Raw genomic sequence first — 26,506 nt, forward strand, 5'->3', positions numbered from 1 at the left:
GGCCGCCTTCCGATGCGCTGGAAGACGGCCCCGGTGACTGCTGCTGTCGCAGACGGCTTAAGCGACCTTCTGCGCGGGCGTGTCGTAGTCCTCGATGGGAGGGCACGAGCACACGAGCTTGCGATCGCCGAGCACGTTGTTCAGGCGTCCCACGGACGGCCAGAACTTGTTGTCGCGGACCCACGGCGTGGGGAACACGGCCTGCTCGCGGGTGTACGGGCGGTTCCACTCCGGCGCGGTGAGCGTGCGCGCGGTGTGCGGCGCGTTCTTCAGGACGTTGTTGTCCTTGGGCACGCGTCCCTCCTCCACGTCGCGGATCTCCTGGCGGATGGCGATCATCGCGTCGCAGAAGCGATCCAACTCCGCCTTGGACTCCGACTCCGTGGGCTCAATCATCAGCGTGCCCGCCACCGGGAACGACACGGTGGGCGCGTGGAAGCCGTAGTCCATCAGGCGCTTGGCCACGTCCTCCACCTCCACGCCCGCGGTCTTCTTGAGCGGGCGCAGGTCCACGATGCACTCGTGGGCTACCCGGCCTCGCTTGCCCCGGTAGAGCACCGGGTAGTGCGGCTGGAGCCGCTCCGCGACGTAGTTGGCGTTGAGGATGGCCATCTTCGTGGCCTGCGTCAGGCCCTCGCCGCCCATCATCTGGATGTACATCCAGGAGATGAGCAGGATGCTCGCGCTGCCCCACGGCGCCGCGGAGATGGCGCCGATGGCGTCCCCCCCGCCCGTCTGGATGACGGGGTGTCCGGGGAGGAACTTCACCAGGTGGGACGCCACGCAGATGGGGCCCATGCCCGGGCCGCCACCGCCGTGCGGGATGCAGAACGTCTTGTGCAGGTTGATGTGGCAGACGTCCGCGCCCACCAGGCCCGGCGCGGTGAGGCCCACCTGCGCGTTGAGGTTGGCGCCGTCCATGTACACCTGGCCGCCGCGCTCGTGGATGGCGGAGCAGATCTCGCGGATCTCCTCCTCGAACACGCCGTGCGTGGAGGGGTACGTCACCATCAGCGCGGCCAGCTTGTCCTTGTGCAGGTCCGCCTTGGCGCGCAGGTCGTTCAGGTCGATGTTGCCGTTCTCGTCGCACTTCGTGACGACGACCCGATAGCCGGCCATCACCGCGGAGGCCGGGTTGGTGCCGTGCGCGGAGGACGGGATGAGGCACACGTCGCGGTGCCCCTGCCCGCGCGCCTGGTGGTAGGCGCGAATCACGAGCAGGCCCGCGTACTCACCCTGGCTGCCCGCGTTGGGCTGCAGCGAGCACCCGGCGAAGCCCGTCACCTGCGACAGCGCGTGCTCCAGCTGCTCGAAGATGACCTTGTAGCCGGCCGCCTGCGAGGTGGGCGCGAACGGGTGCAGCTTGCTGAACTGGGGCCACGTCACCGGGATCATCTCCGCGGTGGCGTTGAGCTTCATGGTGCAGCTACCCAGCGGAATCATGGAGTGCGTGAGGGACAGGTCCTTCGCCTCCAGCCGGCGCACGTACCGCAGCATCTCCGTCTCGGAGTGGTAGCGGTTGAAGACCGGGTGCGTGAGGTACGCGCTCTGGCGGCGCAGCTCGGGGGAGAGCGGGCTCTCCAGGCCTTCGGCGACCTCGTCCAGGCTCACCGGGGACGCGGACTTGTTCGCGCCCTGGATGAAGGCCGTGAGGATGTCCTCCACGTCCTTGGCGCGCGTCGTCTCGTCCAGCGACAGGCCGAGCGTCTTCTCGTCGATGCGGCGGAAGTTCATCTTCGCGCCTTCCGCGGCGGCCAGCACGCCCCGCACCTGCGGGGCCGTCAGCTCCACGCGCAGCGTGTCGAAGAACTGCTCGTGCTTCGGCTTGAAGCCCAGCTTCGCCAGGCCACGCGACAGCACCACGGTGAGCCCGTGCACGCGCTCCGCGATGGCCCTGAGCCCATCCGGCCCGTGGTAGACGGCGTACATGCCGGCCATCACGGCCAGCAGCACCTGCGCGGTGCAGATGTTGCTCGTGGCCTTCTCACGGCGGATGTGCTGCTCGCGCGTCTGCAGCGCCATGCGCAGCGCGGGCCGGCCGCCGGAGTCCTCGGACACGCCGATGAGGCGGCCCGGCATCACGCGGGTGTAGGCGTGCTTCGTGGCGAAGTAGGCGGCGTGCGGGCCGCCGTAGCCCAGCGGAACGCCGAAGCGCTGCGCGCTGCCCACCACCACGTCCGCGCCGAACTCGCCGGGCGCGGTGAGCAGCGTCAAGGACAGCAGGTCCGCCGCGACGACGAGCAGGCCGTCCGCCGCGTGCACCTTCTCACCGAAGGCGCGGTAGTCGTGCGCCACGCCGTCCGTCGCCGGGTACTGCACCAGCGCGCCGAAGAACTTCTTCTGGGACAGGTCCACCGTGCGGTGGTCGCCCACGACGACCTCCACGCCCAGCGGGAGGGCGCGTGTGCGCACCACGTCCACCGTCTGCGGGTGGCAACCGTCGGAGACGAAGAACGCGCCCCCGGCGTCGGTGCCCTTGGCGTGCAGCGCCAGCGCCATGGCCTCCGCCGCGGCGGTGCCTTCATCCAGCATGGAGGCGTTGGCCACTTCCATGCCGGTGAGGTCCGTCACCATGGTCTGGAAGTTGAGCAGCGCTTCCAACCGGCCCTGGGCGATCTCCGCCTGGTAGGGCGTGTACTGGGTGTACCAGCCCGGGTTCTGGAAGATGTTGCGCAGGATGACGTTGGGGACGTGGGTGTCGCTGTAGCCCATGCCGATGAAGGACCGGAACACCTGGTTCTTCGCCGCGATGGCCTCCAGCTGCGCCAGCACCTCGTTCTCACCCTTGCCCGCAGGCAGCCGCAGGGGCTCCGGGGAGCGGATGACGGGCGGCACGGTGGACTCCACGAAGGCGTCCAGCGAGTCCACGCCCAGCGTGGACAGCATCTGCTTCACTTCAGGGGTCTCCGGGCCGATGTGCCGGCCGGCGAAGGACTCCTGGTACTTCCAGTTGAGGGACATGGTCGAAGGGCTCGCGTGAGGTGCGGTAGGAAGTTCGGCGTCCGAGCGGGCTCGGCACTCCATGGAGCGTCTCTAACAACCGGGACGCCCGACTTCTTGCGCGCGCGGGACTACTCCTTGATGAGCTTCTCGTAGGCGGCGGCGTCCAGCAGGTTGCTCAGCTGCCCGGCGTCCGAGAGCTCGATCTCCACCAGCCACCCGTCCCCGTACGGCTCCGTGTTGATGTCCTCGGGCGAGGCCACGAGTTCATCGTTCACCTTCACCACCTTGCCGGAGATGGGTGCGAACAGCTCCGACACGGCCTTGACGGACTCGACGGTGCCGAACGAATCGCCGGCCGTCACCTGGGCGCCCAGCTTGGGCAGCTCCACGTAGACGATGTCGCCCAGCGTCTGCTGGGCGTGGTGGGTGATGCCCACCACCACGATCTTGCCCGAGACACGGGCCCACTCGTGCTCCTGGGTGTACTTCAGGTCCTGCGGGACGTTGTCGGCCATGGGGGTTCAGCTCCTCACAACAGGTGTGGAAGGAAGGGAATCAGGACTTCTTGAGGAAGGGGGTCTTCACGACGATGGCGGGCACGGCGCGTCCGCGGATGTCCACGTCGAAGGTGGAGCCCTCGGCGGCGAGGTTCGCCGGCACGTAGGCCATGCCGATGGACTTCTTCACCGTGGGGCCCATGGTGCCGCTCGTCACCTCGCCCACGCGCTCACCGTTCTTGAGGACGGAGTAGCCGTGGCGGGGGATGCCCTTGTCGGTGAGCTCGAAGCCTACCAGCTTGCGCGGCACGCCCGCGGCCTTCTGCGCGGCGAGCGCGTCCTTGCCGATGAAGCCGCCCGCCTTGTCCAGCTTGACGATCCACCCCAGGCCCGCCTCCAGGGCGGTGTGCGCGTCGTCGATGTCGTTGCCGTACAGCGCGTACTTCATCTCCGTGCGCAGCGAGTCGCGCGCGCCCAGGCCGCAGGCCTTCACGCCGTCCGGCTGCCCGGCCTCCAGGAGCGCGTCCCAGAGCTTCACGGCGTCGCCAGCGGCGCAGTACAGCTCGAAGCCGTCCTCACCGGTGTAGCCCGTGCGGGAGATGATGGCCTTCACGCCAGCGACCTCCCCTTCCGTGAAGCGGTAGGTGCCCACCTGGGACAGGTCCGACTTCGTCAGGCGCTGCACCAGCCCCACGGCCTTGGGACCCTGGATGGCGATCTGCGCGTAGTCGTCGCTCTTGTCCACGGGCTTGACGCCTTCCGCGCGCGCGTTCATCCAGGCGAAGTCCTTCTCGCGGTTGCTGGAGTTGACGCAGATGAGGATGCGCTCGGGGCTGAAGCGGTAGGCGACGACGTCGTCCACGAAGCCGCCCAGGTCGTTGAGCAGGCCCGCGTAGACGGCCTGACCGTCCTGGCAGCGGGCGAGGTCGTTGGAGATGAGCCGGTTCACGGTCTCCAGGGCGCCCGGGCCGGTGAACTCAATCTCGCCCATGTGGGAGACGTCGAAGAGGCCGACAGCGGTGCGCACGGCCTCGTGCTCGGCGGTGAGGGACGAGTACTGCACCGGCATGTCCCAGCCGGCGAAGTCGACCATGCGGGCCCCCAGCTTGCGGTGGGCCTCGTTGAGGGGCGTACGCCGGGTCATTGACTTCTCCATGATGGGCAGGGGGTGGCGAAACGGCGCGGACTATAGCGGCGCACCTTCTCCGATCAAGGCCGACGCGGAAGGGACTAAACTCCTCCCGACATGAAGATTCGCAACTGCCTCAACCCCTCCAAGCCGAGCTTCTCCTTCGAGTTTTTTCCTCCCAAGACGGACGCGGGCGTGGCCTCGCTCCTGCGCACGGTGGAGGAGCTTGCGCCGCTGGAGCCGGGATTCGTGTCGGTGACGTACGGGGCGGGCGGGAGCACGCGCGACCGGACGGTGGACCTGGTCACGCACATCAAGAAGCACACCGGCATCGAAGCGATGGCGCACCTGACGTGCGTGGGACACACCCGCGACGAGCTTCGTGACGTGCTGCGCCGGCTCGACGCGGCAGGCATCGAGAACGTGCTCCTGCTGCGAGGGGACCCGCCGCTGGGGCAGGCGACGTTCGAGCCCGTGCCCGGGGGCTTCCGCTACGCGGAGGAGTTGGTCCGATTCGTTCGAGAAGAGGATTTCAACTTCTGCCTGGGGGGTGCGTGCTATCCGGAGGGCCACGTGGAGACGGCGTCGCGCGAGGACGACCTCAAGCACCTGAAGGCCAAGGTGGATGCGGGGATGGACTTCGTGGTGACGCAGCTCTTCTTCGACAACGCCTTCTATTTCGACTTCGTGGAGCGGGCGCGGCGGGCGGGCATCAACGTCCCCATCGTTCCCGGCATCATGCCCATCACCAACTACGAGCAGGTCCAGCGCTTCACGCGCATGTGTGGCGCGACAGTGCCCATGCGTCTGGCGTTGCAGATGGAGCGCGTGAAGGATCAGCCTGACGCCGTCGTGCAGCTGGGTGTCGCGCACGCCACGGTGCAGTGCATGGAGCTGCTCGCGCGCGGCGTGCCGGGCATCCACTTCTACACGCTGAACAAGTCTCCCGCGACGCGGATGATCGTGGGCGCGCTGAAGGGGCGGTCATGAGCGGTCCTGGTCCTCAGCTGGAGTCGGGCGACCCGCGCATCAAGATCTTCCAGATCGTGCGCTTCCCGGCGTTCTTCCTGCTCGTCGTGGGCGTGCTGCACGTCACCTTCAGCCTGCTCGGCGGGCTGCTGGCGGCGCTGAAGGTGGCGTCGCCCTTCTCGACGCCGGGGCAGGCGCCGGTGGTGCTGGAGTTCACGACTGGCTTCACGCTGGCCATCCTGGGCGGGATCCTCTGCGGGGTGCTCGCCGTCTGGGGCGCGTGGAACGCGATGAACCTCAAGGGGTACGGCCTGGCGACGGTGGGCGCCATCTGCGCGATGTACACGCTGACGCCCGGCTGTTTCGTGGGCGTGCCGGTGGCGGTGTGGATGCTCTTCACGCTGCGCCGTGACGGGGTGCGCGAGGCCTTCGCACCATGAATCCGCGCGCCGTCCGCACGGTGCGCTTCCTGCTCACGGGCCTTGGGAACGTGGGCGTGCCGCTCCTGGAGATCATCCAGTCGCGCGCGTCTCTCTTGATGGAGCGCTACCGGCTGGAGCTGTTGCCGGTGGGGTTGGCGGACTCGGGCGGCGCGGCGGTGTCGCCGAACGGGTTGGACATCGGCGCGGTGCTGGCGGTGAAGCGGGCACGGCACTCCGTGGCGTCGCTGCCGGTGGAGGGGCGTCCGGGGTTGAGCGGGCGAGACCTGGTGCGCGAGGTGAAGGCGGACCTCTTGCTGGAGGCCACGCCCACGAGCTTCCAGGACGGACAGCCCGGGTTGGACATCACGCGGGACGCGCTGTCGCGAGGCATGGCGGCGGTGCTCGCGAGCAAGGGGCCGCTGGTGCTGGGGTTCCAGGAGCTGGCGGGCATGAGCGACCTGGAGTCGCCGGGCCGCCCTCCCCTGCGCTTCAGCGCGGCGGTGGGCGCGTCGATGCCACTGGTGAACGTGGGCCGCCGGGACCTGGCGCTGGGAAAGCTGGGCCGGTTCGAGGGCGTGCTCAACAGCACCAGCCACCTGCTGCTGTGCCGCATGGCGGAGGGCAGGACGTACGAGGCCGCGCTGGCGGAGGCGCAGGCGCTGGGCATCGCGGAGACGGATCCCACGCTGGACGTGGATGGCTGGGACACGGCGGGCAAGCTGGTCATCCTGGCCAACGCGGTGATGCGCGTGCCGACGATGCTGAAGGACGTGGCCGTGACGGGCATGCGCGGCGTGACGCGCGCGGAGCTGGACGCGGCGAAGGCGAAGGGCGGCCAGGTGCTGCTGCTGGCGCGCGGCGAGCCCGTGGGCGGAGAGCAGTGGGAGTGGAGCGTACGGCCCACCGCGGTGGACTCGGCCCATCCCCTGGCCCGGCTGGGCGCGATGGAGATGGGCGCGGTGTTCCGCAGCGACCTGCACGGCGTGAACACCGTCATCAACGGTGAGCAGGGCGCGCGGGGCACGGGCGCGGCGATGCTGAAGGACGTGCTGGAGATCTTCCCGGACTGAGGGGCGGGGGCGTCACGGGCCACGGGGAAGATGTGCGAAGCTCCTGGGTCCCACCGGCGTGGACCCGACACGCCGTTCCCCCCGAGGTACACCATGAAGCTGCTCCGACGCTCCGACCTCCCGAAGATGGCTTCCCTCCTGATGCTGTTCGCGGCGCCCACGTTCGCGGCGGAAGACACCCAGGTTTCCTCGGTGCAGGCGCCCGTCGAAGAGGGAGATAAGTGCTCCGTCTGCGGCCCTGCTCCCTGCTGCGTGGTGCTCTGGACCGCGTGGTGCGGCTGCCCGTTCGCCAGCACTGCCAGCGTCGTGAGCGAAGCCCCCGCGGAGGAGCTCCTGGCGTGCGCGCCCCAGAGCCAGCCTCAGACGGCCTCCGAGCAGGTCCAGTCGCTGTAGTTCCCGTCCGCGCGGCCCCCGGACGGAGCAGGTCCGGGGGCATCGCGTCTCATCCGCGCGTCGCGGCCAGGGTGGTGGTCCATCGTGTCGCTCGGGTCCGCGAGCATCGTCGGCGTACCGAGCCCCAGCCGTCGCAAGGCCGCGCGGGTCTGGACCTCCACGTCGACCCCGTCACCGTCCGCCGCCAGCCGGGTCATCGACGCCAGTCAGCGGCAGACGACATCAGTGGGCGCGCTCCGTGACACGGAGGGGTGGCGCCACGCCCACGGCATGCCGACGGATTGAGCTCTCCGCTGAGCGGCCTGAGGCGTCTGCGTCGCCAGGACGCCCATCACCCTCGCGTCCCCCTCCTGGCCGTCTCGGCTCAACCCGCTCGCGGTCGTTCACCTCGACGCCTCCACCCGAGAGCAGCCTGGGAGCCACCACTCCGACCCCAACAACAACCACGAGCCCGATGACGCCCATGACCACCCACTTGAGCGGCGAGGGCCTGGAGGTGGCGGGTCTCGCCCGGGCCCTGGCCGGAGCCCCGGCGGGCCGGGCCGCGAGAGCTGGGCTGGTGCAGGCGGTCGCGGCGGGCCCTTGAGCCAGGCCTCTGCGCGGCACGGTTCCATGCGGTCCGGCACCCGGCCGGGGGCGCGGGTCCGCGTGCACACGAGGCGAACCGCCAGAGCCCGTGCGCAGCGGCTCTCCCATGCTCGGGAGCGCGCCCATGAACGGACCTTCCCGGGTGGGTCCGAACTCCGCGAGCCAGTCGCCCAGCGAGGCCTTGAAGAACCGGGCCACGGCCGCCGCCGACGAGTTGAGCCGGTGGTGTGCCATCACCGCCTCGATCTCCTCGCGCATGGCCGCTGCGGATGGCGTGCGACGCGCAGGATCCTTCACGAGTGCGCGCAGGATGAGCTCCGACACATCCCGGGGGATGCCCGGCTCGAGTCGCGACGGCACGGGCGCCGGCTCCCGCACGATGGCGCTGAGCGTGGCCGCGTTGTTGTCGCGCTTGAAGGGCACCTGGCCGGTGAGCAGTTCGAAGAGCACCACGCCCAGGGCAAACACGTCATTGCGCGCGTCCAGGGGCTGGCCCACGACGGCCTCAGGGGAGAGATAGGCGATCTTCCCCTTGAGAACACCCGCCTGGGTGTTCCCCTCGCCCTGCACCTTGGCGATGCCGAAGTCGCTCAGCTTGATGGCGCCGTCGAGCGAGACAAGGACGTTGTGGGGACTCACGTCGCGGTGCACCACCGGATGGGGCACACCGGCCGGGTCCACGTAGCTGTGCGCGTAGTGCAGGCCCGCGGCGGTCTCGGCGACGATGCGCAGCGCGTGCTCGATGGGGAGGACGATTCCCTTGCGCCGCAGCTCGTTCATCAACCTCTGGAGATCCGGGCCACGCACGTACTCCATGAGGATGCACGCCGCGCCGTCGTTCATGCCCACGTCGAACGTCTGCACGATGTTGGGGTGCGTGAGGCGCGCATTGGCACGCGCCTCGGCGAAGAGCATGTCGACGAACTCCGCGTTCTCCGCGAGCTGCGGGAGGAGCTTCTTCATCACCACGAAACTCTCGAACCCCTTCACGCCCACCCGTCTGGCGAGGAACACCCCGGCCATGCCGCCCTGCCCCAACCGGCGGATGATCTGCACCCGGGTGGCTCCTCCCATGGAGCCGCCGAGGTCCGGGCTATCACTCCTGGCGTTTGGCGCCAGGTGAAGGGGGCCGAACAGGCACTGGCTGAGGGCCCGCGGCTCGAGCGCCTCGATGTCTTCCAGCGGCTGCTTTACCAGCGACGAGCGGCGCAGCAGCGGCCCCCACTGGGGAAGGGACGGCAGGCGCGCGGTCCCGCCGCAGACGGGGCACTCTCGTTCGAGGCTGTCATTGGCGCGCAGCCTGGACAGGTACTCGGAGGCCAGGACGCGTTGGTAGTGCGAGTGGCCGCAGTCGCGACACTCGCACGGCAACCACAACGTGCCGATCCGCGCGGTGAGCTGTTGGGTGAAGCGCGTCAGCGCGCCCAGCACCGGCGGTGGCACCCGGCACAGCACCACCTTGGCGCCCTGCGCCGCCGTGGCCAGCACCTGCTCCAGTTTGGGAACCGCCTGGGGCTCCACTCGGGTGACATGGGAGAAGTCGAAGGCGACGCGCCCGTCCAGGCCCGAGGCCAACCGTCGCACGTTCAGGCTCCCCTTCAGCTCGCTGGCCAGGGTGATGTACGTGATGTCGTCCTGGAGAATCTTCAGGGGCGTGGGGAGCGAGAAGGACGCGCCCGGCGTGGCGGCGCGCAGGTAGCCCATCACCACCGGCTCCACCGTGCCGGGCTGCTGATGCCTCACGTAGTCGAAGAACTCGCTCGGCTGCTCCGCGAACTCCAGCGTGCCGGCGCACACCGGGCAGGCATGCCCGGGGACCCGGCCCTCGGCGAGGCTGGGAGCCTCCGACCGGAGCTCCACCAGGCGCAACCGGCCCTTGCCGCAGGCGCGGCACGCGAAGGGTGCCAGCACCGACAGCACCCGCGACACGCCGGCGAAGCCTTCCACCATGTTGAGCTGGTCCACCATCACCGGTGGCGCGTTGACCACGGAGAGCGACAGGCCTCCCGGAGGCAGCTTGCTGACGAACTCCACCCATCTCCGCACACCGAAGGAGCTGATTCGCTCCACCCGGCCGAGGTCGACGATGATGAACCCATCCAGGTCTGGCGAGGACGACGTCAGCGGGAACGTCTCATCGATGACGCCAGCAATGTGGATGTGGTTGATGGGACCCACGCGCACGCGGCGGATTCTGGCATTGGAACCTTGCTGTGTTTTCATCGTTCCGCTCCTCCTGCCGATCAGCTCCAGGGGTCACCATCCGAAGGCTCAAATGCGCTGGTCCGCGATGGCGCGCTGCTTGTGGGCGTTGATGGCGGAGCTCGCGCCCAGGGTGATGGCGGCGATGCCCAGGCCCACCGCCACGCCCGCCGGGCCACCGAAGGCTCCCACGGCCGCGGCCGTCGCGAAGTAGCCCGCAGCCGAGCCGCCAGCCGTCACCGCCCCCTGGGCAATCCTCCACGGATCATCCGCCCGGACGCCCTGGAAGATGTCCCAGCCCCCCGTGACCACCCCCAGGCCCGCGGAGGCCCTCGCGGACAGCGCTCCGGCAATGGCCGGGTTGCGCCGGCCCTCCAATGAGCCCAGGGAGAGCCCCTTGCCCTTGCCGCTCAGCGACGTCGCCAGAGCCAACCCACCGGAATAGAGGTCCCACCCCCCCATCCCGAGTGACTTGGCCGCGGTGACGGCTTGCTCTTGGGTCAGGTTCCCCTGGCTCAGGCCGTTCAGGAGCTGCCGTCCGCCAGCCCAGGCGGTCAGGAGGCCCGCGCCGGCCTGGAGGGCGCCAGAGGCTCCACCCGTAAGGCGCTGCTCGGGGTTCAGGCTGATGGAAAGAGCCTGCTTGGTGAACTCCGGCCGCTTGGACCAGCTGGCCCGGTCCTTGATCGCGGACGGGTCGCCAATGCCAAGCTTCTTGTGGTTGTCGGTGGTGATTTCCTTCTTCAGGAGGAAGAGACCGTACGCGCTGGTGCTCTCCGCGGCTTTGATGGCCGCGGGGTCAGGCCGCCCATACCCGGCCTCAGGGGCGTTCGGCTTGCCGTCCCAGAGTGCCGCCGTCTTGCTGAAGTCACTCACCTGCTGCGACAGCCCATCCATGCTGAGAGCGCCGAGCGCGCCCTGCTCCCTGGGGAGCTTCTGGAGGTCGTCGGCGGTCTTGACCTGCTTGCCATTGACGGTGAGCCGGGTGCCCTCGCCCTCCGCGATTGAAGCCCGGGCGCTCCCCTCCGGACCGGTCACGGAGAACGAGGCGCGCGTGAGCTGAGGGCCCTTGTCCGTGAGGACAGACGTCTGCTCGTGCTGGGTGGTGAGCGAAGGGCCGCCCCGGGGCGTCTCGCTGCGCGTGGCACGCTCGGTGACCTCCCGCTCACCCCTCTTGTTGCGTGTTTCGGTGCGTGCGTAGTCCTGCACCGTCCGCGCGCCGTTCGCGTCCGTCTGGTCCGAGTGGAAGGACGTGACCTGGCCCTTCGCGTTGTAGGTCCGGGACGTGGTGCCCTGGATGTCCACCAGGCCGCCCTTGCCATCCGGGTTCGGGACCTTGCCCTCGGAGGTCTCGGTGACGGTGTCGCCCTGCACCTTCTTGCGGGTGGTGACCGTCAGGTCAGGCTGCCCCTCGACGAACACCTGGGTGTTCAGCTCGTTGGGCTTGCTCTTCTCCAGCGTCCACGTCTTCGGCGAGCTGTCCGCGTCCTTCGACTCCTCGCGGACCTTCCTCAGGTCGTCCGTCGTCGGAGCCCGCTTCCCCTCCGCGGGCGACTCCAGCACCTTGCTCTGCGTCTCGGTGACCCGCAGCGGAGTGCCTTCCTGGAAGTACGACGTGCCCTGGGTGACGGTGGTGGAGGTGTCGGTGCCCACGCCCGTGCTCTCCACGATGCTGCGCTCGGCGCGCCCCTGGTCGTACCGGGTGCTGTCCAGGGCGACCTTGCCCCCCTCGACACGGGCCTCGGTGCGCTCGACGACCTTCCCCTCCTTGTCCTTCTGGACCAGGACGGCGCGGTTCTTCGTCGAGCCTGGCTCCACGGATATGCCCGGGGGCAGGTCCTTGGGGTCCTTGCCCGCCAGGTCGAGGAGCTCCCGGGCCCGTTCACGGGCCCGGGTGTCGGTCTGCTCCTGCGCGGCATCCACCGCCTCCTTCTCCTCAAGCCCCGTGTGGAGGGCCACCTCCTCGCGCAGCGCCGCTTCCTGGCGGGTCTCGGGGGCGCTGGCCTTGAACTCGGGGCTGATGTCGGAGATGGCGTCCGCGGCCTCTTGACGGCCCGCCGCGCGGTGCTGACGGCTCGCCTCCGCGCCGAGCTCCACCACCTTGGGATCCTTCGCGTTGGCCTTCAGCGCCTGGCCGAGCGTGCCATGGCTTCGCTCATTCTGGAGGAGCTGTCGGACCAGTTCCTTGCGCGCCTCCGGCCCCGCCAGCGACGCGCTCTGGGCGAGGGCCTTCACGGTGGCGTTCGTGTCCTCGGGGCGCACGTACGAGTCCGCCAGGGACGCCGCCATCTTCTCTGTCTGCGGCGCGCTCTCCTTCACGAGCGACTGGCGGTAGACAGGGTCGTGTCCCTGCTCGAGCTGACGCTGGAGTTCCTCGGCGCCCTCGCGGGGACTGCGCTGGGTGGCTTCGGCGACGCGCTTCACGTCCTCCTTCGCGGCCTCCTGTGGCGTGACCGCCGCGCGGGTCCCGAACAGCCGCTCCTGCGCCTTTGGGTCCAGGCTCCCCGCATCGAAGACGTCCCGGACCTTGTTCGCATCCGGGTAGGGCTGCGTGAGTCCCGCTTCCTTCGCCTTCGTATTGGCCTTCCGCTCCGCTTCCAGCGCGGCGTTGGCCGTGTCGTGGGCCGCGCGCCAGGACGTGTCCGCGGTCTCCCTGGCCTCCCGCGCCGTGCGAGCGGTCTTGTCGGCGCGAGTGGAGGCCTTGTCGAACTTCGCCTGCGACTCCTCGACCCTCCGGTCGGTGGCATTCTGGCGCTCGGCGTCTCCCGGGCGGGAGCCCCGGTCCAGTTGCTGCGTCTGCTGCGAATCCCGTTTGCCAAGGGCCCGGTCCAAGTCCTCCCTGGCCTCGCGCTTCTGCGCCTGCGCGACCTTGTCCGCGTCCGCGGCCTTCTTGGCCGTCGTCGCGTCCTGATGCGCCTTCTGCTGCCCCACCGCCGCGTCTTCGCGCCGCCGCTGGGCCACCTTCTGGAAGTCCTTGGCGGCCTTCACCTTCGGCTCGACCTGGGGCGCCTCCGATTTGGGGGGCGGCGGCGGAACGACGACCGGCTTCTTCTCATCGACGCGAGCCATGGGGAACTCCGGTGGGCGGGCATACGCATGCCCGGAGGTACACGTGGGTCCAGTGGGGTGGACGGAAACGCCAGGTCAGCGGGAGGCGGCTCGGGTCATCCCCGAGCTCTCAGGGGCAAAGAGGGAATGGCCCGGCCCGCATCCCAAGAAATCCTTCGAGTGCCGCGTGGCTCCACTCCAACATCCGGCAAGTTGGAAGGAGTGGAGTCCTCACAGCGCACAGGCGCTCGCCCGGCTCACACATCCCAGTGACGTCTCAGCCCAGCGACTTCATGAGCCGCTCCAGGAGCGGGTCCACGAGCTCCTGCCCGCGCAGCTGCGAACGCCAGCGGTGCGGAATCCCGTTCAGGCCGTGGATGAGACCCGCGATGCCGCCCGCCACGCAGGCGGTCGTGTCCGTGTCGCGGCCCAGCCGGATGGCGGATTTGACGACCTCTTCGTAGGTCTTCCCGTTCGCCACGCAAGCGCGTGCGGAGCGCAGGCAGTCCACGACGTAGCCGCCGCCCGTTCCCGGTGCCGGGTCGTCCGGGCGGATGTGGGCCTCCAGTTCCTCCCGCTGCGGGAAGCCTTCCACGTACAGGTCGCGGAAGGTGGCCACGGCTTCGGCCCAGGGGTCCGCGGCGCCCTCCAGGATGCGGCGGGCCCAGAGGCAATACAGCGCGCAGCACACCTGGGCGCGCACGTGGCCATGTGTCACGCGCGATTGAGCCATGGCATCCGAGACGAGCGCCGCGTCCTTGCCCTGGTGCCACAGGGCCAGGGGTAGCACGCGCATCAGCGAGCCATTGCCGTTGTCCATGGTGCCGTTGGGCCCCGCGAGCATTGCCGGGCTGCCGTCGCGCAACCGGCGCAGCGCGGTGCTGGTCTGGATGCCCACGTCGAACACATCGCCATCCACGGCGAGGTAGCCCCAGTCCTGCCAGTTCACCAGCCGCCGGCCCAGGTCCTCGCAGTCGAGCCGCTTCTGATACGTCAGGGAGTCCAGCAGGCACAGCGCGTGGGCACCGTCGTCCGACCACGTCCCCGGGGGGACGCGGTCGTGCGCCCGGTCGAATCCCGGCGGCGGCGTGTACTCGATGGCCTCGGGAGACGGAATCGTCTCCGGCCGGTGGAACTCATAGGGGACGCCCAACGCATCACCGATGAGCAACCCGTACAGCCCTCCCGCAATGCGCTCCTCGCGGTTCATCATTCCCCAACCTCCCAGGTCCATGGGCCAACCCATCGTGTACCAAAGACACTATCAACGTAAAGAGGGGACTGGCTCGCGCGGCGTTCACGGTTCATGCGAAGCTCTCGCGCCCTTCTTTCTCGGGCCTGGCTTCCCCATCCTCACGAGAGGCGCTCCGGATGCGTCGGCTCCCCCTGCTGCTTGTCCTTGGCTTGTCTGTCCTGACCGCCTGCTCCACCGTGGAGCCCGAGGCGCCGGATGAGCCCGAGATGTTTGGCGAAGCCTCGCGGGCGCAGTCCTCGCTGGTGCAACAGGATTACCACTTCGAGTTGAGGTGGGACGGCGCGGCGAAGTGCCCCACCTGCGAGTACCCGTCCTACGCCTGCTCGGACAACACCGGAAACTGGAACGGTGGGGTCCGGAGCTTCACGGATCCCGTCAAGACCGGTTGGATCGTGATTTCCGCCGACGTGGAACTCTTCGGCCGTGGCTACGACGGCGGACTCACGACCGTCCTGCTGAACAGCCAGGAACTGGGGGCCTTCAGCATGCCCCCGAATCCCTTCCGGGTGTGCGGTGGCTGCAATACGCCGGAAGTCGGCTTCAAGGCGCCCGACTCCACGGGGATGCCCGGCTATCGCTACGGCAACACCAATACCCTCACGCTGCGCTCGGAGCGGACCACCTGCTTCGCCGCCGCCCGGATCCGCCTGAGGACGGGGCGGCCCCTGCTCAAGGTCGATCCATCGAGCCTGTCCTTCGGCTCGATCGCGGTGGGCACGTCCGCCTCCCAGAAGGTGAGGCTGAGCAACGAGGGCGCCGTCCCGCTGATCATCGACGCCATGTCGCTTCCCCTCCCCTTCAAGCTGACACCGGTGTCCCTGCCCTTCACACTCAAGGAAGGCGCGTTCCTGGACGTGACCGTCACGTACGCGCCCACGGCCGACCGCGTGGACTCGGGAATCCTGAGCCTGCTGAGCAGCGACCCCGACAAGGGATCCCTGCCGATCAAGCTCGAGGGGACGGGCGGCGCCCCGAAGCTCGAGCTCGCGCCGGCCGCGCTCGACTTCGGCGCCGTGCGCGTGGGCACGAGCAGCAGCCTGCTCCTCCAGGTGAAGAACGTGGGGAGCCTGCCGCTCACGATTCCCGCCGTGCTGACGCAGGCTCCCTTCACCGTGAGCGGCCTGCCTCCGGGGGGCAGCGTGGTGCAGCCAGGGACGGTCCTCCCGCTCACGGTGACCTTCACGGCGACGGCGGGAGTGTCGTCCCTGCCGATGTACATCCAGGCCCAGGGGTCCGCCACGCCGCTCGCGGAGGTCTCTCTGCATGGCACGGGCATCGAACCCGCCATCGTCGTGGCGGCGACCTCGCTGGACTTCGGTGTGCACACCGCGGGGGTCGACCCTGTTCGCAAGACGCTGGCGGTCAGCAACAACGGCCTGGACAACCTCATCCTCACCGCCTTCGACGTCGAGGCGCCGTTCACGGTGGAGTCCGGCCTTCCGCTGACGATCCAGGCCCGGGAGCAGGCGAGCCTGACGGTGACCTACGCCCCGGGTGCGGGCCGCGCCGCGAAGGACCTCATCCTGCGGAGCAATGATCCGCGCACCCCCGCCGTGAAGGTGGCGCTCACCGGCACGGGCGTGGAGGTCCCCGCGCTCAAGGTCACCGCGTCCGATGGCGGCACGGCGCTGGAGTTCGGCTCGCGCGAGGTCAGCTCCGTGAGCGCGCCCCAGACGTTGACGCTCAAGAACGAGGGGGCCGGGACGCTCGTGGTGGAGCCCATCCAGGCGCCCACGGGCTTCGCCGTGACCCCCGCGGGACGGTTCAGCCTGGCCCCCGGCGCCACGACCCAGGTCCAGGTGACCTTCGAGCCTCCGCATATCGCCCAGTTCGCGCAGGAGCTGATGCTGAGCGCGGACGGCCCGGGTGGCTCCTCCCAGACCGTGCTGCTCAGCGGACAAGGCGTCGAAGGAAAGCTGACCGCCACTCCCTCGGCGCTGTCCTTCGCGCGGACGGAAGTGGGGAACAGCAGCAAGGCGGTGCAGGTGACGATCGTCAATTCGGGGACGGACACGCTCACCCTCAGCACCATCGCGGTGGCGGGGCCGTTTTCGGTGGTGCTTCCGAAGCTGCCGAAGGAACTCACGCCGCGCGACGCATTCACCATGGAGGTCACCTTCATCCCGGTCGAGGACAGCGCCGCGACCGGCGTGCTCCGTGTGTTCTCGAACGCGCCGTCGTCTCCCACGGTGGTGAAGCTGGACGGAGAGGGGCTCCAGGCCGTCGGCCGGATGGCGAGCGACGTGATGGAGTTCGGCGGCCAGCGGTTGGGGGGCCTGAGCCCGCCCCGGGAGCTCACTCTGTTCAACATGGGGAGCGAGTCGCTGAACGTGACAGCGGTGAACGTGAGCGGCCCGTTCCAGGTTTCAGGGCTCAACGTGGGCACCAGCGTGCCGCCACTCGGAAACCGCACGTTCCAGGTCAGCTACAAGCCCACCGAGGCCACCGCGGAGAACGGCGTGCTGGAGGTCCAGAGCAACGCGCCGAGCGCCGCCCAGGTGACGCTGCGGGGCACCGGGACCACTGCCTCGATGGAAACCTCCGTGACGGCGCTGACCTTCGGTTCCCAGTTCCTCGGGGAGGCCTCGCAGCGCGTCGTGGAGTTGCGCAACACCGGCACGAGCCCTGTCACCATCACGGGACTGGATCCGGTGGACGGGTTCTCCCTGTCGGGGCTCCCGCTGCCCCATGTCGTGGGGCCCGGCACCAGCCATCCCTTCTACGTCGTCTTCGAGCCGCCGCGGCCGGGCGATTACGCAGGGTCGCTCGCGGTGCGGCACGATGCGTCCTCCACGCCGCTGATGATCACGGTGCAGGGGGCCGGCGTGGCACAGGGGCTGACGGTGACGCCCGGAGCCATCGTGTTCGGCAACCAGCGGGTGGACGCCACCAGCCAGCCCCTTTCGTTGGAGCTCGTCAACACGGGCAACGTGCCCGTCACCGTGGCGGTGACCTCCTCCGATGCCGCGTTCCGCGTGGACGCGAGCGCGGTGAGCGGTGCCATCGCGGCCGGTGGCCGCGCCTCCGTCCCGGTGACGTTCCATCCGACGCGCACGGGCACGGTGCGCGGCGAGGTCCGCGTGGTGCCGAGCGGAGGCGGACTGGGCCATACGGTCGTTCCCGTGGAGGGGATTGGCGAGGCCGTCACCGTGGAGGGCAGCGGCTGCGCGGTGGGCGGGAGCGGCGGGGTCTGGGTGCTGGCGGCGTGGATGCTGGCCAGGCGAAGGGCCCGTCGCGGTCTGCGGGCCCGCTAGGCCCCCGGGCCCGGTGCGGCCAGAACCTGTCCGACTGTCGGACAGGTTTCCGCGGGCCGCGGCTGTCCGACTGTCGGACAGGTTTCCGCAGGGTGCCTCCGCCGGGGAGGCCCTCCTGGACTCAGGGGGGTGGAGGCGCGGGGACGGTGCGGGCCGAAGTGGGCTCGCCCAGGATCAACAGAAGCTCCGCGCGGCGGTTCTCACCCCGCCCTGCCGGCGTTCCGTTGGAGCCCGCGGGCCGGCGCGCACCGAGGCCCCGGGCTTCCAACCGGTGAGCCGGGACGCCCTTTCGCACGAGGTACTCGCGCACGGCCTCCGCGCGAGCGAGGGACAGGCGCTGGTTGGATGCCGACGACCCCTCCGCATCCGTGTGCCCTTCGATGACGACGCGTTCCACTTCGGGATGCTCCAGCAGCACCCGCGCCACCTGATCCAGGACGCGAGAACGGCCCGGCAGCGTCGTCGCGCCGACCTCGAAGAAGACCTGGCCATGGAGGACGAGTCGCTCCCGGGTCAACGTGACGAGCGAGTCACCCGTCTCCGGGCAGCCGCCGTGCTCTCGGGTTCCCCGCTCGTGGATGCAGGCGTCCAACACATCCACGACACCGTCACCATCCGAGTCGGTCTCGGAGACAGGCTCGTCCTTGGCGGGCTCGGGAGGAGGAGGTTCTGAAGGTGTGGGTTCGGGTTCGAGCTGTGGCTCGGCGGGAGCACGAGGGAGCCCCTGGACGAGCTCGTAGACGATGTCCTCCGGAGGCGGAGGTGGCGGCTTGTCGAAGAGCAGGGCGAATCCCGCGAGCACCCGGTAACGGGGCGCGCCCGGCTCCGCGCCCAGGCCCGCGCCGCCCAACGCGAAGAACTCCCAGGGCCGCGCCGGTGCGTAGCGCAGGCCGCCCAGCAGCTCTCCGCTGGTGCGCTGCTGCCGCCACGAATACGCGCCGAGCGCCGACACCTCCGCGCGCAGGGCATACCCCACCGTCAGTCCCACGCCGGCGCGCAGCTCATTGCCGACGCCGTTGAGGCTGTCCACGCCGGAGTCCGTCGAAACGGCGCGACGCAGGAGCACGCCCACTTCCAGCGCCGGAGCCACGGGCCCCCAGCGCTTGCCCATCATGAGCCGTCCCTGTCCACGGACGCCCTGATCACGCGCGAGTGCGCCCGAACCACCCACGGGCAACCGCACGTCCAGGTCGAGCGCCAGGTGGAAGGCCTCGGGAGCGGAGGTCCCCAGCAGCCCCAGTCGGGCAGCGAGCCGCGGCGCCCCCAGTCCGCTGCGTGACGGCGGGGAGATGGACAGCACGGTGCTCACGTCCGCGCCGCTCTGATGGATGACGCCAGGAAGCTGGGCCTGAAGCTCCAGCCAGGGCAGCACGCCGACGGCCAGCGACACCACTCCGGTGGACCGGGACAGGACGAGCGGGTATTCGTCCGGCCCGTTGCGGACCGTCAGCGATCTCCGCTGGTAGTGCGCCAGCAGGGAGATCCGCAGCGCTCCGGGCGCCAGCAGCTCCCCGCTCCCCATCGTCAGGGGCCCCAGGCCCGGGTTCGGGTCCAGGCGCTCCAGGGAGAACGTGGGCAGGGGCGTGGCGTCCTGGGCACGCGCGGGGGTTGCGAGCAGCAACAGCCCCAGCGCGGCCCCGCCCACTGCGCATCGGTGCAAGGCCGGACCCATGCGCGCATCATCCGTCAGGTCCCGCCCGGGCTGAAGGGGAATGGCGGTCAGACACGTCTGGACGCCGGACTGCTGGGGCATCCAGCGCGACGTCTGCAAGTACAGCCAGATCCCCGAGTTCATCTGCTCCCAGTCAAGCATTCCAGCCGTTCCCATATGAAACCCGGACAATGGCCCCAGCCCGGATTTCCAAGCCAGGCTAAGCCTGCGGTCCCCGCCCTGAAGCATCCCCTCATCTGAATCAGATAAGTCCGAAGGCCTCTCGGAAGACGGCATGCTCGCGGACGAGTTGCCCGAAACGCTCCACCAACGGGCGGAGTCGTTCACCGCTCATGCGCGGCATGGCCATGAAATAGTAGGCGCCTTGGGTGAACAGCGAGTGCGTACGCCGCGTCACCGTATTCACTTTCAAATGCTTGTCGTAACCAAGCGGCTCGCCCGCGGCGCCCAGCAACGTCAAAAGGACCTGGGCCAGGGCGCTGATGAGGAGCACCCTGTCTCGGCGCTCCGGCGTCTTCACGCGCACCTGCTTCAGTCCCATGCCGAACTTGAGGTCCTTCACGTCCCGGAACGTCTCCTCGATGGTGAATCTCCGGGCGTAGACGTCCAGTACCTCCTGGGCCGTGGCTTCCGTGAGGCTGGCGGCCAGGCACCAGGAGTCCTTCATGCCCTTGCGTTTCACACACACCACCGCCCCTACCTGCGCCATGGCTGCGGTGACGCGTGCGCCTCGGAGCACCTTCGCGCGTCCGCCTTCTGGGACCCACTCGGAGCCCAGTTGCCGCAGCAGCGCGTAGAACTTCGCATCCGCGAAGCCCCGGTCCGCGCCACCACCGTCACCTTCACCTCCGAGGCAATCAGCTCGCGCAGTCGCTGAAGCGTCTGGCCCTCCACCAGTTGCCGGTTGCCCACGGAGGCGGACTTCACCAGCGTCGTCCACAAGAGCGGCGTGGCCCGCCCATGCCGGGTGATGAGGCTGGCCACGAGCGTCTCCTGGTCGTCCTGCTCGAAGTCCGTCCAGTCCAGCGCGATGACCGCCTCGGTCCGCTCCGCCAGCACGAAGGGCACCCAGGACGCGAAGAGCCTCCACACGTCGAAGCCCCCATTCGAAAGCAGTCGGTCCACCTGCTTCACCGCGTGCTTGGACGTGACATCCTCTCCACGCGCCCACGCCATGGCCTTGCCGATGGCCGCCACCGACAGGCTCGCCGCCTGCACCGCCCCCAGCGTCGCGTGCGACAGGGACAGGATTCGTTTGACGTGCAGGTCGTCCTCGAACACTTCCGTCAGGAACGCCCGCACCTGCTCTGCGTCAATGGCCACCTTGCGCCTCATGGTGGATGCACTCTTTGCCCGACTGCCAGCTCCGTCCCACTCACCTACCGAGCGAGCCGATGCTGATCAACTCGCTAAATGAGGGGATCCTTCAGGGTCAAGGGCGCAGAACCGTTCAGGTTTCGGCGAAGCCGACCCTTGACGCTTCCGAGCACGCGGGCTCCTTGCTCTGATCAAAACCGCGATCTGGGTGGGTGACCCGCGAGCGATCCGACAGGGCGGCCCATGACAGTTCGGCTTGCTCCGGAATCGGTGATCGCGATCGTCCGGAACACGCAACCAGGCCCCTCCCATGATGAAGGAGGAGCGATTGCGGCCTCTCGTCGAGCGCTTCGCCAAACTCTTCCACCGCCACCCTGTCTTCCAAGAAGCGCTCGGCTTCATATGAGGGGTTCCCCCAGGAGGTAAGATCCGCCCCACGAGTTTGGAGACCTGGAGCCTCTAATCTCTCTGAGGGCGGGCTGATTTGAGAGCGGAACCCTGGAACTCTTTCACAGACTTGTAATGCTTGACTTGCCTTTGCCATTTCTATTCTCTGCCTCCCGGAGCCACGGAATGATTCGTTGCTCCCAAGCGCATCCATCAACAGACAGTGGAGATTTTCATGAAGCGCGCCCTGCGGCTGTGCCTTTCTCTGTGTTTCGTTGCTTTTGGAAGTGTCCAGGCTCATGAGGGCCTCTCCCCGGGGCAGGGGGATTTGACCACCAGCGTGGCGGCGACCGGCGTCTGCGGCGCGCAGGGTGAGGCGAGCTCCTCGGAGGAGCTTCTCGCCTGCCGTCCTTGTACCCTGTGTCAGCCCCGGCTGGATCAATGCCTGGCGGCCTGCGTCGGGCGGCCGCCCGCAGAGGCGTGCGAAGTGAACTGTGAGTCCGAGTTCGACATCTGCCAGACGTGTTGCTGGTGAGCCGCGCTCATTGCTGAGAGCACCTGCCTGGGTCCGTGGTTGCCCAGACAGGTGTTTGTCTTTGTCGTGGAACCATTGTCGAACGCTGGAGGCGGCGAAGCCTCACGCGAAACAGCGGGTGACCGCCGTCAGGAGGGTTCGGTTCGCGCCTCGTCACGCGGCAGCAGGCATGCACATGGGAGAGGTGATGTGCATCCGCACCGTCACCTCTCCCATGTGCTTCACGGACTCGATGAGGCCCATCTCCCCGATGCCCAACGGCACCGGTGGCGCAACGGCACGGGTCCGGGATGTCCTGGATGCACTCCCGCAACGCCTGCTCAGTCATGGCGCCCCTCGTGGGAGCTGTACGGTTGGATGTCACCCCGGGCCTTCACGCCCGGAGGTTCACCATCGAGGAGACATTCCGGGACGTGAAGGACCTCAAGTTCGGCATGGGCCTCAAGCAGGTGCGAGTGAAGACACCGGAGCGCCGAGACAGGCTGCTGCTCATCTCCGCCCGTTGGTGGAGCGCTTTGGACGACTCGTCCGCAAGCACGCCGTGCTCCGAGAGGCCTTCGGACTTATCTGACTCAGATGAGGGGATGCCTCAGGATCAAAACCCCACGGCTGACGCCGGTCTGCGCCATCAGCCAGGCCAGTGCGATTTGGGCGGGCGTGGCACGCTTCCGCTCTGCCCAGCGCTTGGCCGATTCGACGAGGGCCAGGTTGTGCGGCAGGTTTTCGGGCGCGAAGCGGGACTCGACGCCGCGAATGTCGCCCGGAGCGAAGCGCGTGTTCGCGTCGATGGCCCCTGTGAGGAACCCCACGCCGAGTGGGCTCCAAGGCACGAAGCCGATGCCCAGCTCCTGGCAGAGCGGGATGATGACCGCCTCGGGGCCACGCCACAGCATCGAGTACTCGTTCTGGACGGCGCTCACAGGCAGCGCGGCATGCGCACGGCGCAGCGTCTTCGGCCCCATCTCGGACAGGCCCCAGTGCAGAACCTTGCCCTGGGCCATCAGCTCCTTGACCGCCCCGGCGACGTCCTCGATGGGGACCTCCGGGTCAACCCGATGCTGGTAGAGGAGGTCGATACGGTCGGTGCGGAGGCGCTTGAGCATGCCCTCGACGGCCAACTTGATGTGCTCCGGGCGGCTGTTGAGGCCTGGGCGGCGCTCTCCGGTCTCGAGGTCGATGTTCCAACCGAACTTGGATGCGAGGACCACCTTGTCCCGGAATGAGGCAATGCCCTCGCCGAGGATGCGCTCGACCTCATGTGGACCGTATGCCTCGGCCGCATCGAAGAAGGTGACGCCCCGGTCGTAGGCGGTCCGGATGATGTTGAGCATCTCGGGACGGCTCGGAACCGTGGTCTGGTAGGTGCGACTCATATTCTGGACGCCGAGCCCGACGCTGGAGACCTCCAGCGTGACGAGCGGGTCGCCGGTCTCGGGGCAACCGCCGTACTCCCGGGTCCCCTTCTCGTGGATGCAGGCATCCAGCGCGTCCACGACACCATCCCCATCCGGGTCGGTGTCGGACCATGTCGGCTCGACGGAGGGCTCGGGCGTGGGGGGCTCGGGAGGCGTGGGTTCGGGCTCGAGCTGGGGCTCGGCGGGAGCACGCGGCAGCCCCTGGACGAGTTCGTAGACGATGTCCTCCGGGGGCGGAGGCGGTGGCTTGTCGAAGAGCAGCAGGGCAAGTCCCGCGAGCACCCGGAAGCGGGGCGTCCCAGGCTCCGAGCCCAGACCCGCGCTGCCCATGGCGAAGAACTCGAACGGCCGGACGGGTGCGTAGCGCAGGCCGCCCACCAGCTCGCCGCTGAAGCGCTGCTACCGCCAGGAGTAGGCACCCAACGCGGACACCTCCGCGCGAAGGGCGTAGCCCACCGTCACTCCCGCACCGGCGCGAAGCTCGTTGCCCACGCCGTTGATGCGGTCCACGCTGGAGCCGGACACCGAGCGCCGCAGGAGCACGCCCAGCGCCAGCGCCGGAGCCACGGCCCCCCACCGCTTCCCCATCATGACGCGGCCCTGGCCGCGGACTCCCCGGTCACGGGCAAACGCTCCCGAGCCGCCCACGGGCAACCGCATGTCCAGGTCCACCGCCAGGTGGAAGGCGTCGTGAGCGGAGGTCCCCAGCAAGCCCAACCGGGCCGCGATCCGTGGCGCCCCCAGCCCGCTGCGCGAAGGCGAGGCGATGGACAGCGAGGTGCTCAGGTCCGCGCCGCTCTGGTGGATGACTCCCGGAAGCTGGGCATGAAGCTCCAGCCACGGCAGCACGCCGACGGCCATCGACACCAGGGCGGTGGTCCGGGACAGGACGAGCGAGGGCTCCAGCAAGCCGTTCGGGATCTGCAGGGAGGAGTGCTGGTAGTGCGCCATCAACGAGATGCGCAGCACCCCGGGCGCCAGCAGTTCGCCATTACCGAGTGCAATGGGTCCCAGCCCCGGGTTCGGGTCCAGTCGCTCCAGGGAGAACGTGGGCAGGGCCGTGGCGTCCTGGGCACGCGCGGGGGTGGCAAGTAGCAACAGCCCCAGCGCGGCCCCGCCCACTGCGCATCGGTGCAAGGCCGGACCCATGCACGCAATCTCCGTCATGTCCCGCCCTGGGCGAAGAGGAATGGCGGTTAGACTCCCCTCCCCGCTTGGAGACACGCTCATGAAAATGCAGCCGTTGAGGAAGTCTTGGAGCTTGTTGGTCGGCGCGTTGCTGTTCGCTGGCTGCGGCCCCGAAGCCGCCCAGGAGACCTCGGACCGCCCGGTGCGCGCGATGACTCCGCCCAACAGCTGTGACGAAAGCGTGGATGTCGGATGGTGTCGCGTCTACAGCGACCGCGTGCCCTGCAACAACGGCATCGAGATGTATGCCATCTGGACACCGGATGGCTGGTGCATCCCGCGCGACGTCTGCAAGTACAGTCAGGGTCCCGAAATTATCTGTCCGCAGTGACGGTTCCAGTCGCTCCCGACTGGAACCCGGGCCATGGCTTCCTATTCGGATTTCCAAGCTAGACTGTTCCAGCGGTCCCCACCCCGTCACGGAGACAGCCATGCAATGGCATTCATTGGTGAAGTCAGTTGGAATGGCGGCCGGCGCTGCGATGCTTCTCGTCGCCTGCGGGCCTGAAGCAGCGCAGGAAGCACCGCCGGAGACGCAGTCCTCGGAGTCAGACCGTCCGGTGCACGCCATGGCACCACCGACCAGCTGTGACCCGGACACCGATGTCGGCTGGTGCCGCATTCCCACCGACCGCGTCCGCTGCGCGAATGGCTTCTACATGTATGCCTATTCGACGCCGGACGGCTGGTGCATCCGTTACGACGCCTGCAAGAACCAGGGCGGACCGTACGTCTGCGGTCTGTAGCTCCTGGCATCCCGGCCTCCCTGCCCACTCACGGATGGGGAGCCCAGTCGCACGGAGGACACAGCTTGGTGACACATCCAGATGAGGCTCCATTCCTTGCCGCGCCGAAGAGCCAGGTGCTATCTGGCGCGCTCATGCGAAGCCCCCTGCTCTGCCTCTCAGCCCTTGCGTGGCTTGGCCCCGCTTGCGCCACGATTTCCACCGTCGAGCGCGATGGCTTCCACCTCGGAACATACTCCTGGGAGAATGACGAGCGAGCCATCCGTTCGCAGGCCTCGTTCGCCACGAACTGCCCCTCCGAGCAGCTTGAGCTCCAGGTCCTGTCCGTGGCGGGCGACCCGAAGCTTCCCACCGACGCACGCGGTGTCGGCGTGACGGGCTGCGGCCGGAAGACGAGCTGGGTCCGGTTCGCGAACGGCGCCTGGGCCATCAACAGCGACGGAACCGGTGCACCGTAGAAAGCGCGGCGGGCTTCGCATCCGTGAGGCCCACCCCACCAATGTCAGCGGACCGCGAGATTTCTCGCGGGCTGCCGACGCTCCGTCCCGGACACCTGCATCCGGGGATCGGACAGCGGTTACTTCCCCGCGCGCTGAGCCGCCTCCAGCGTGTTCTTCATCAGCATCGCGATCGTCATCGGACCCACGCCACCCGGCACCGGCGTGATGAACGAAGCCCGCTCCGCCGCGGCGGCGAACTCCACGTCCCCCACCAGCTTCCCATCCGCCTTGCGGTTCATCCCCACGTCAATCACCACCGCGCCGGGCTTGATCCACGCGCCCTTCACCAGCTCCGGCACGCCCACCGCCACCACCAGGATGTCCGCCTGCGCCACCTCCGCCGGCAGGTCGCTCTTGCGGTGGCACACCGTCACCGTCGCGTCCTTCTGCAGCAGCATCAGTGCCTGCGGCTTGCCCACGATGTTGCTGCGGCCCACCACCACCGCGCGCTTGCCGGCCGGATTGCACCCCACCTCTTCCAACAGCCGCATCACCCCATAGGGCGTGCACGCCCGCGTCGCCGGCCTTCCCAGGAGCAGATTTCCCGCGTTCATCGGGTGGAAGCCGTCCGCGTCCTTCTCCGGCATCACCGCCGCGATGATGGCGTCCGCGTCGATGTGCTTGGGCAGGGGCAGTTGCACCAGGATGCCGTGCACCGCCGGGTCCTCGTTCAGCCGGTGCACCAGCGCCAGGAGCTCGTCCTGGGTGATGGTCTCGTCCGGGTGATGCTCCCAGGAGTTGAAGCCCACCTCCTCGGCGGCCTTCTTCTTTCCCGTCACATAAATCTTGGACGCCGGGTCCTCACCCACGCGCACCACGGCGAGCCCCGGGGTGATGCCGCGCTCGGCCTTCAGGCGCGCCACCTCCTCCTTGATCTCCGCCCGCACGCGCGCCGCCACTGCCTTGCCGTCAATCAACTGAGCCGTCATGCGACCCACCTTATGCAAGACTGGCCCGGCACAAGGGAGCGAAGCGAAGG

19 protein-coding genes and 2 pseudogenes are annotated in these 26,506 nt (G+C 68.8%); 9 read left to right on the top strand and 12 right to left on the bottom strand.

Annotation, left to right across the window (positions count from 1 at the left end; genetic code table 11):
- Positions 1-57 precede the first annotated feature (57 nt).
- The 3 genes from gcvP to gcvT all read right to left on the bottom strand — a co-directional run bounded on the left by gcvP (position 58) and on the right by gcvT (position 4,584).
- On the bottom strand, positions 58-2,961 hold the full coding sequence (gene gcvP, locus GTZ93_RS37095) for an aminomethyl-transferring glycine dehydrogenase (protein ID WP_139918609.1): 2,904 nt from the start codon (positions 2,959-2,961) through the stop codon (positions 58-60).
- Between the two features lie 110 nt (positions 2,962-3,071).
- Positions 3,072-3,458, bottom strand: a complete 387-nt coding sequence (gene gcvH, locus GTZ93_RS37100; RefSeq protein ID WP_139918607.1) for a glycine cleavage system protein GcvH — start codon at positions 3,456-3,458, stop codon at positions 3,072-3,074.
- A gap of 40 nt (positions 3,459-3,498) precedes the next feature.
- On the bottom strand, positions 3,499-4,584 hold the full coding sequence (gene gcvT, locus GTZ93_RS37105) for a glycine cleavage system aminomethyltransferase GcvT (protein WP_139918605.1): 1,086 nt from the start codon (positions 4,582-4,584) through the stop codon (positions 3,499-3,501).
- Between the two features lie 102 nt (positions 4,585-4,686).
- Here gcvT and metF point away from each other — a divergent pair, with 102 nt between their 5' ends.
- From metF to GTZ93_RS37125, 4 genes are all read left to right on the top strand, one after another.
- A complete protein-coding gene (gene metF / locus GTZ93_RS37110) occupies positions 4,687-5,559 on the top strand; it encodes a methylenetetrahydrofolate reductase [NAD(P)H] (protein ID WP_120577398.1) in 873 nt (290 codons plus the stop codon).
- On the top strand, positions 5,556-5,978 hold the full coding sequence (locus GTZ93_RS37115) for a hypothetical protein (RefSeq protein WP_120577397.1): 423 nt from the start codon (positions 5,556-5,558) through the stop codon (positions 5,976-5,978). The genes metF and GTZ93_RS37115 overlap by 4 nt, the downstream gene beginning before the upstream one ends.
- Positions 5,975-7,030, top strand: coding sequence for a homoserine dehydrogenase (locus tag GTZ93_RS37120; protein WP_139923528.1), 1,056 nt, complete (start codon positions 5,975-5,977; stop codon positions 7,028-7,030). Before GTZ93_RS37115 ends, GTZ93_RS37120 begins: the two co-directional genes overlap by 4 nt.
- A 93-nt stretch (positions 7,031-7,123) precedes the next feature.
- The gene (locus GTZ93_RS37125; RefSeq protein ID WP_139923530.1) at positions 7,124-7,423 is read left to right on the top strand and encodes a hypothetical protein; all 300 of its coding nucleotides are present in this window, start codon (positions 7,124-7,126) and stop codon (positions 7,421-7,423) included.
- Here GTZ93_RS37125 and GTZ93_RS37130 read toward each other — a convergent pair.
- The 4 genes from GTZ93_RS37130 to GTZ93_RS37145 form a co-directional block, all read right to left on the bottom strand.
- Positions 7,390-7,620 carry a hypothetical protein gene (locus tag GTZ93_RS37130; protein ID WP_139923532.1) on the bottom strand — a complete coding sequence of 77 codons (231 nt, stop codon included), beginning with the start codon at positions 7,618-7,620 and terminating at the stop codon, positions 7,390-7,392. The two genes, GTZ93_RS37125 and GTZ93_RS37130, sit on opposite strands and share 34 nt — an antisense overlap.
- Before the next feature lie 25 nt (positions 7,621-7,645).
- Entirely contained in the window at positions 7,646-10,234 is a 2,589-nt protein-coding gene (locus GTZ93_RS37135; RefSeq protein ID WP_139923534.1) for a serine/threonine-protein kinase, read from the bottom strand.
- A gap of 48 nt (positions 10,235-10,282) precedes the next feature.
- Positions 10,283-13,279 (bottom strand): hypothetical protein, encoded by a 2,997-nt coding sequence (locus GTZ93_RS37140; RefSeq protein ID WP_161663288.1) that lies wholly within the window; start codon positions 13,277-13,279, stop codon positions 10,283-10,285.
- Between the two features lie 256 nt (positions 13,280-13,535).
- Complete coding sequence (locus tag GTZ93_RS37145) at positions 13,536-14,471, bottom strand: ADP-ribosylglycohydrolase family protein (protein WP_139923151.1); 936 nt, start codon at positions 14,469-14,471, stop codon at positions 13,536-13,538.
- 158 nt (positions 14,472-14,629) lie between these two features.
- Here GTZ93_RS37145 and GTZ93_RS37150 point away from each other — a divergent pair, with 158 nt between their 5' ends.
- Positions 14,630-17,767, top strand: coding sequence for a choice-of-anchor D domain-containing protein (locus tag GTZ93_RS37150; protein ID WP_139923149.1), 3,138 nt, complete (start codon positions 14,630-14,632; stop codon positions 17,765-17,767).
- 121 nt (positions 17,768-17,888) lie between these two features.
- Here GTZ93_RS37150 and GTZ93_RS37155 read toward each other — a convergent pair whose 3' ends face one another.
- The gene (locus tag GTZ93_RS37155; RefSeq protein WP_222595366.1) at positions 17,889-19,580 is read right to left on the bottom strand and encodes an OmpA family protein; all 1,692 of its coding nucleotides are present in this window, start codon (positions 19,578-19,580) and stop codon (positions 17,889-17,891) included.
- 100 nt (positions 19,581-19,680) lie between these two features.
- Positions 19,681-20,774, bottom strand: a pseudogene (locus GTZ93_RS37160) (transposase).
- 1,275 nt (positions 20,775-22,049) lie between these two features.
- Here GTZ93_RS37160 and GTZ93_RS43100 point away from each other — a divergent pair.
- Positions 22,050-22,178: pseudogene (locus tag GTZ93_RS43100) on the top strand (IS4 family transposase); the annotation flags it as partial.
- 72 nt (positions 22,179-22,250) lie between these two features.
- Here GTZ93_RS43100 and GTZ93_RS37165 read toward each other — a convergent pair.
- Together GTZ93_RS37165 and GTZ93_RS37170 are read right to left on the bottom strand one after the other, a co-directional pair.
- Positions 22,251-23,471, bottom strand: coding sequence for an aldo/keto reductase (locus GTZ93_RS37165; protein WP_257979478.1), 1,221 nt, complete (start codon positions 23,469-23,471; stop codon positions 22,251-22,253).
- A gap of 21 nt (positions 23,472-23,492) precedes the next feature.
- A complete protein-coding gene (locus GTZ93_RS37170; RefSeq protein WP_139922523.1) occupies positions 23,493-24,230 on the bottom strand; it encodes a hypothetical protein in 738 nt (245 codons plus the stop codon).
- Positions 24,231-24,321: 91 nt separating this feature from the next.
- On the opposite strand from GTZ93_RS37170, the gene GTZ93_RS37175 reads away from it, so the two are divergent.
- From GTZ93_RS37175 to GTZ93_RS37185, 3 genes are all read left to right on the top strand, one after another.
- Positions 24,322-24,612 carry a hypothetical protein gene (locus GTZ93_RS37175; RefSeq protein WP_139922521.1) on the top strand — a complete coding sequence of 97 codons (291 nt, stop codon included), beginning with the start codon at positions 24,322-24,324 and terminating at the stop codon, positions 24,610-24,612.
- Between the two features lie 238 nt (positions 24,613-24,850).
- Positions 24,851-25,027, top strand: coding sequence for a hypothetical protein (locus GTZ93_RS37180; protein WP_161663290.1), 177 nt, complete (start codon positions 24,851-24,853; stop codon positions 25,025-25,027).
- Positions 25,028-25,161: 134 nt separating this feature from the next.
- Entirely contained in the window at positions 25,162-25,485 is a 324-nt protein-coding gene (locus tag GTZ93_RS37185; RefSeq protein ID WP_139922518.1) for a hypothetical protein, read from the top strand.
- 119 nt (positions 25,486-25,604) lie between these two features.
- Here GTZ93_RS37185 and folD read toward each other — a convergent pair whose 3' ends face one another.
- Complete coding sequence (gene folD / locus GTZ93_RS37190; protein ID WP_139922515.1) at positions 25,605-26,456, bottom strand: bifunctional methylenetetrahydrofolate dehydrogenase/methenyltetrahydrofolate cyclohydrolase FolD; 852 nt, start codon at positions 26,454-26,456, stop codon at positions 25,605-25,607.
- Positions 26,457-26,506: the final 50 nt, after the last annotated feature.

The sequence above is a fragment of the Corallococcus exiguus genome (genome assembly GCF_009909105.1).
Taxonomy (GTDB): Bacteria; Myxococcota; Myxococcia; order Myxococcales; family Myxococcaceae; genus Corallococcus; species Corallococcus exiguus.

Bases quoted from the DNA above. Each gene is read 5' to 3' on its own strand.
- gcvP (WP_139918609.1), bottom strand. From the start codon at position 2,961: ATGTCCCTCAACTGGAAGTACCAGGAGTCCTTCGCCGGCCGGCACATC.
- gcvH (WP_139918607.1), bottom strand. From the start codon at position 3,458: ATGGCCGACAACGTCCCGCAGGACCTGAAGTACACCCAGGAGCACGAG.
- gcvT (WP_139918605.1), bottom strand. From the start codon at position 4,584: ATGACCCGGCGTACGCCCCTCAACGAGGCCCACCGCAAGCTGGGGGCC.
- metF (WP_120577398.1), top strand. From the start codon at position 4,687: ATGAAGATTCGCAACTGCCTCAACCCCTCCAAGCCGAGCTTCTCCTTC.
- GTZ93_RS37115 (WP_120577397.1), top strand. From the start codon at position 5,556: ATGAGCGGTCCTGGTCCTCAGCTGGAGTCGGGCGACCCGCGCATCAAG.
- GTZ93_RS37120 (WP_139923528.1), top strand. From the start codon at position 5,975: ATGAATCCGCGCGCCGTCCGCACGGTGCGCTTCCTGCTCACGGGCCTT.
- GTZ93_RS37125 (WP_139923530.1), top strand. From the start codon at position 7,124: ATGAAGCTGCTCCGACGCTCCGACCTCCCGAAGATGGCTTCCCTCCTG.
- GTZ93_RS37130 (WP_139923532.1), bottom strand. From the start codon at position 7,620: ATGACCCGGCTGGCGGCGGACGGTGACGGGGTCGACGTGGAGGTCCAG.
- GTZ93_RS37135 (WP_139923534.1), bottom strand. From the start codon at position 10,234: ATGAAAACACAGCAAGGTTCCAATGCCAGAATCCGCCGCGTGCGCGTG.
- GTZ93_RS37140 (WP_161663288.1), bottom strand. From the start codon at position 13,279: ATGGCTCGCGTCGATGAGAAGAAGCCGGTCGTCGTTCCGCCGCCGCCC.
- GTZ93_RS37145 (WP_139923151.1), bottom strand. From the start codon at position 14,471: ATGATGAACCGCGAGGAGCGCATTGCGGGAGGGCTGTACGGGTTGCTC.
- GTZ93_RS37150 (WP_139923149.1), top strand. From the start codon at position 14,630: ATGCGTCGGCTCCCCCTGCTGCTTGTCCTTGGCTTGTCTGTCCTGACC.
- GTZ93_RS37155 (WP_222595366.1), bottom strand. From the start codon at position 19,580: ATGCTTGACTGGGAGCAGATGAACTCGGGGATCTGGCTGTACTTGCAG.
- GTZ93_RS37175 (WP_139922521.1), top strand. From the start codon at position 24,322: ATGAAAATGCAGCCGTTGAGGAAGTCTTGGAGCTTGTTGGTCGGCGCG.
- GTZ93_RS37180 (WP_161663290.1), top strand. From the start codon at position 24,851: ATGGCACCACCGACCAGCTGTGACCCGGACACCGATGTCGGCTGGTGC.
- GTZ93_RS37185 (WP_139922518.1), top strand. From the start codon at position 25,162: ATGCGAAGCCCCCTGCTCTGCCTCTCAGCCCTTGCGTGGCTTGGCCCC.
- folD (WP_139922515.1), bottom strand. From the start codon at position 26,456: ATGACGGCTCAGTTGATTGACGGCAAGGCAGTGGCGGCGCGCGTGCGG.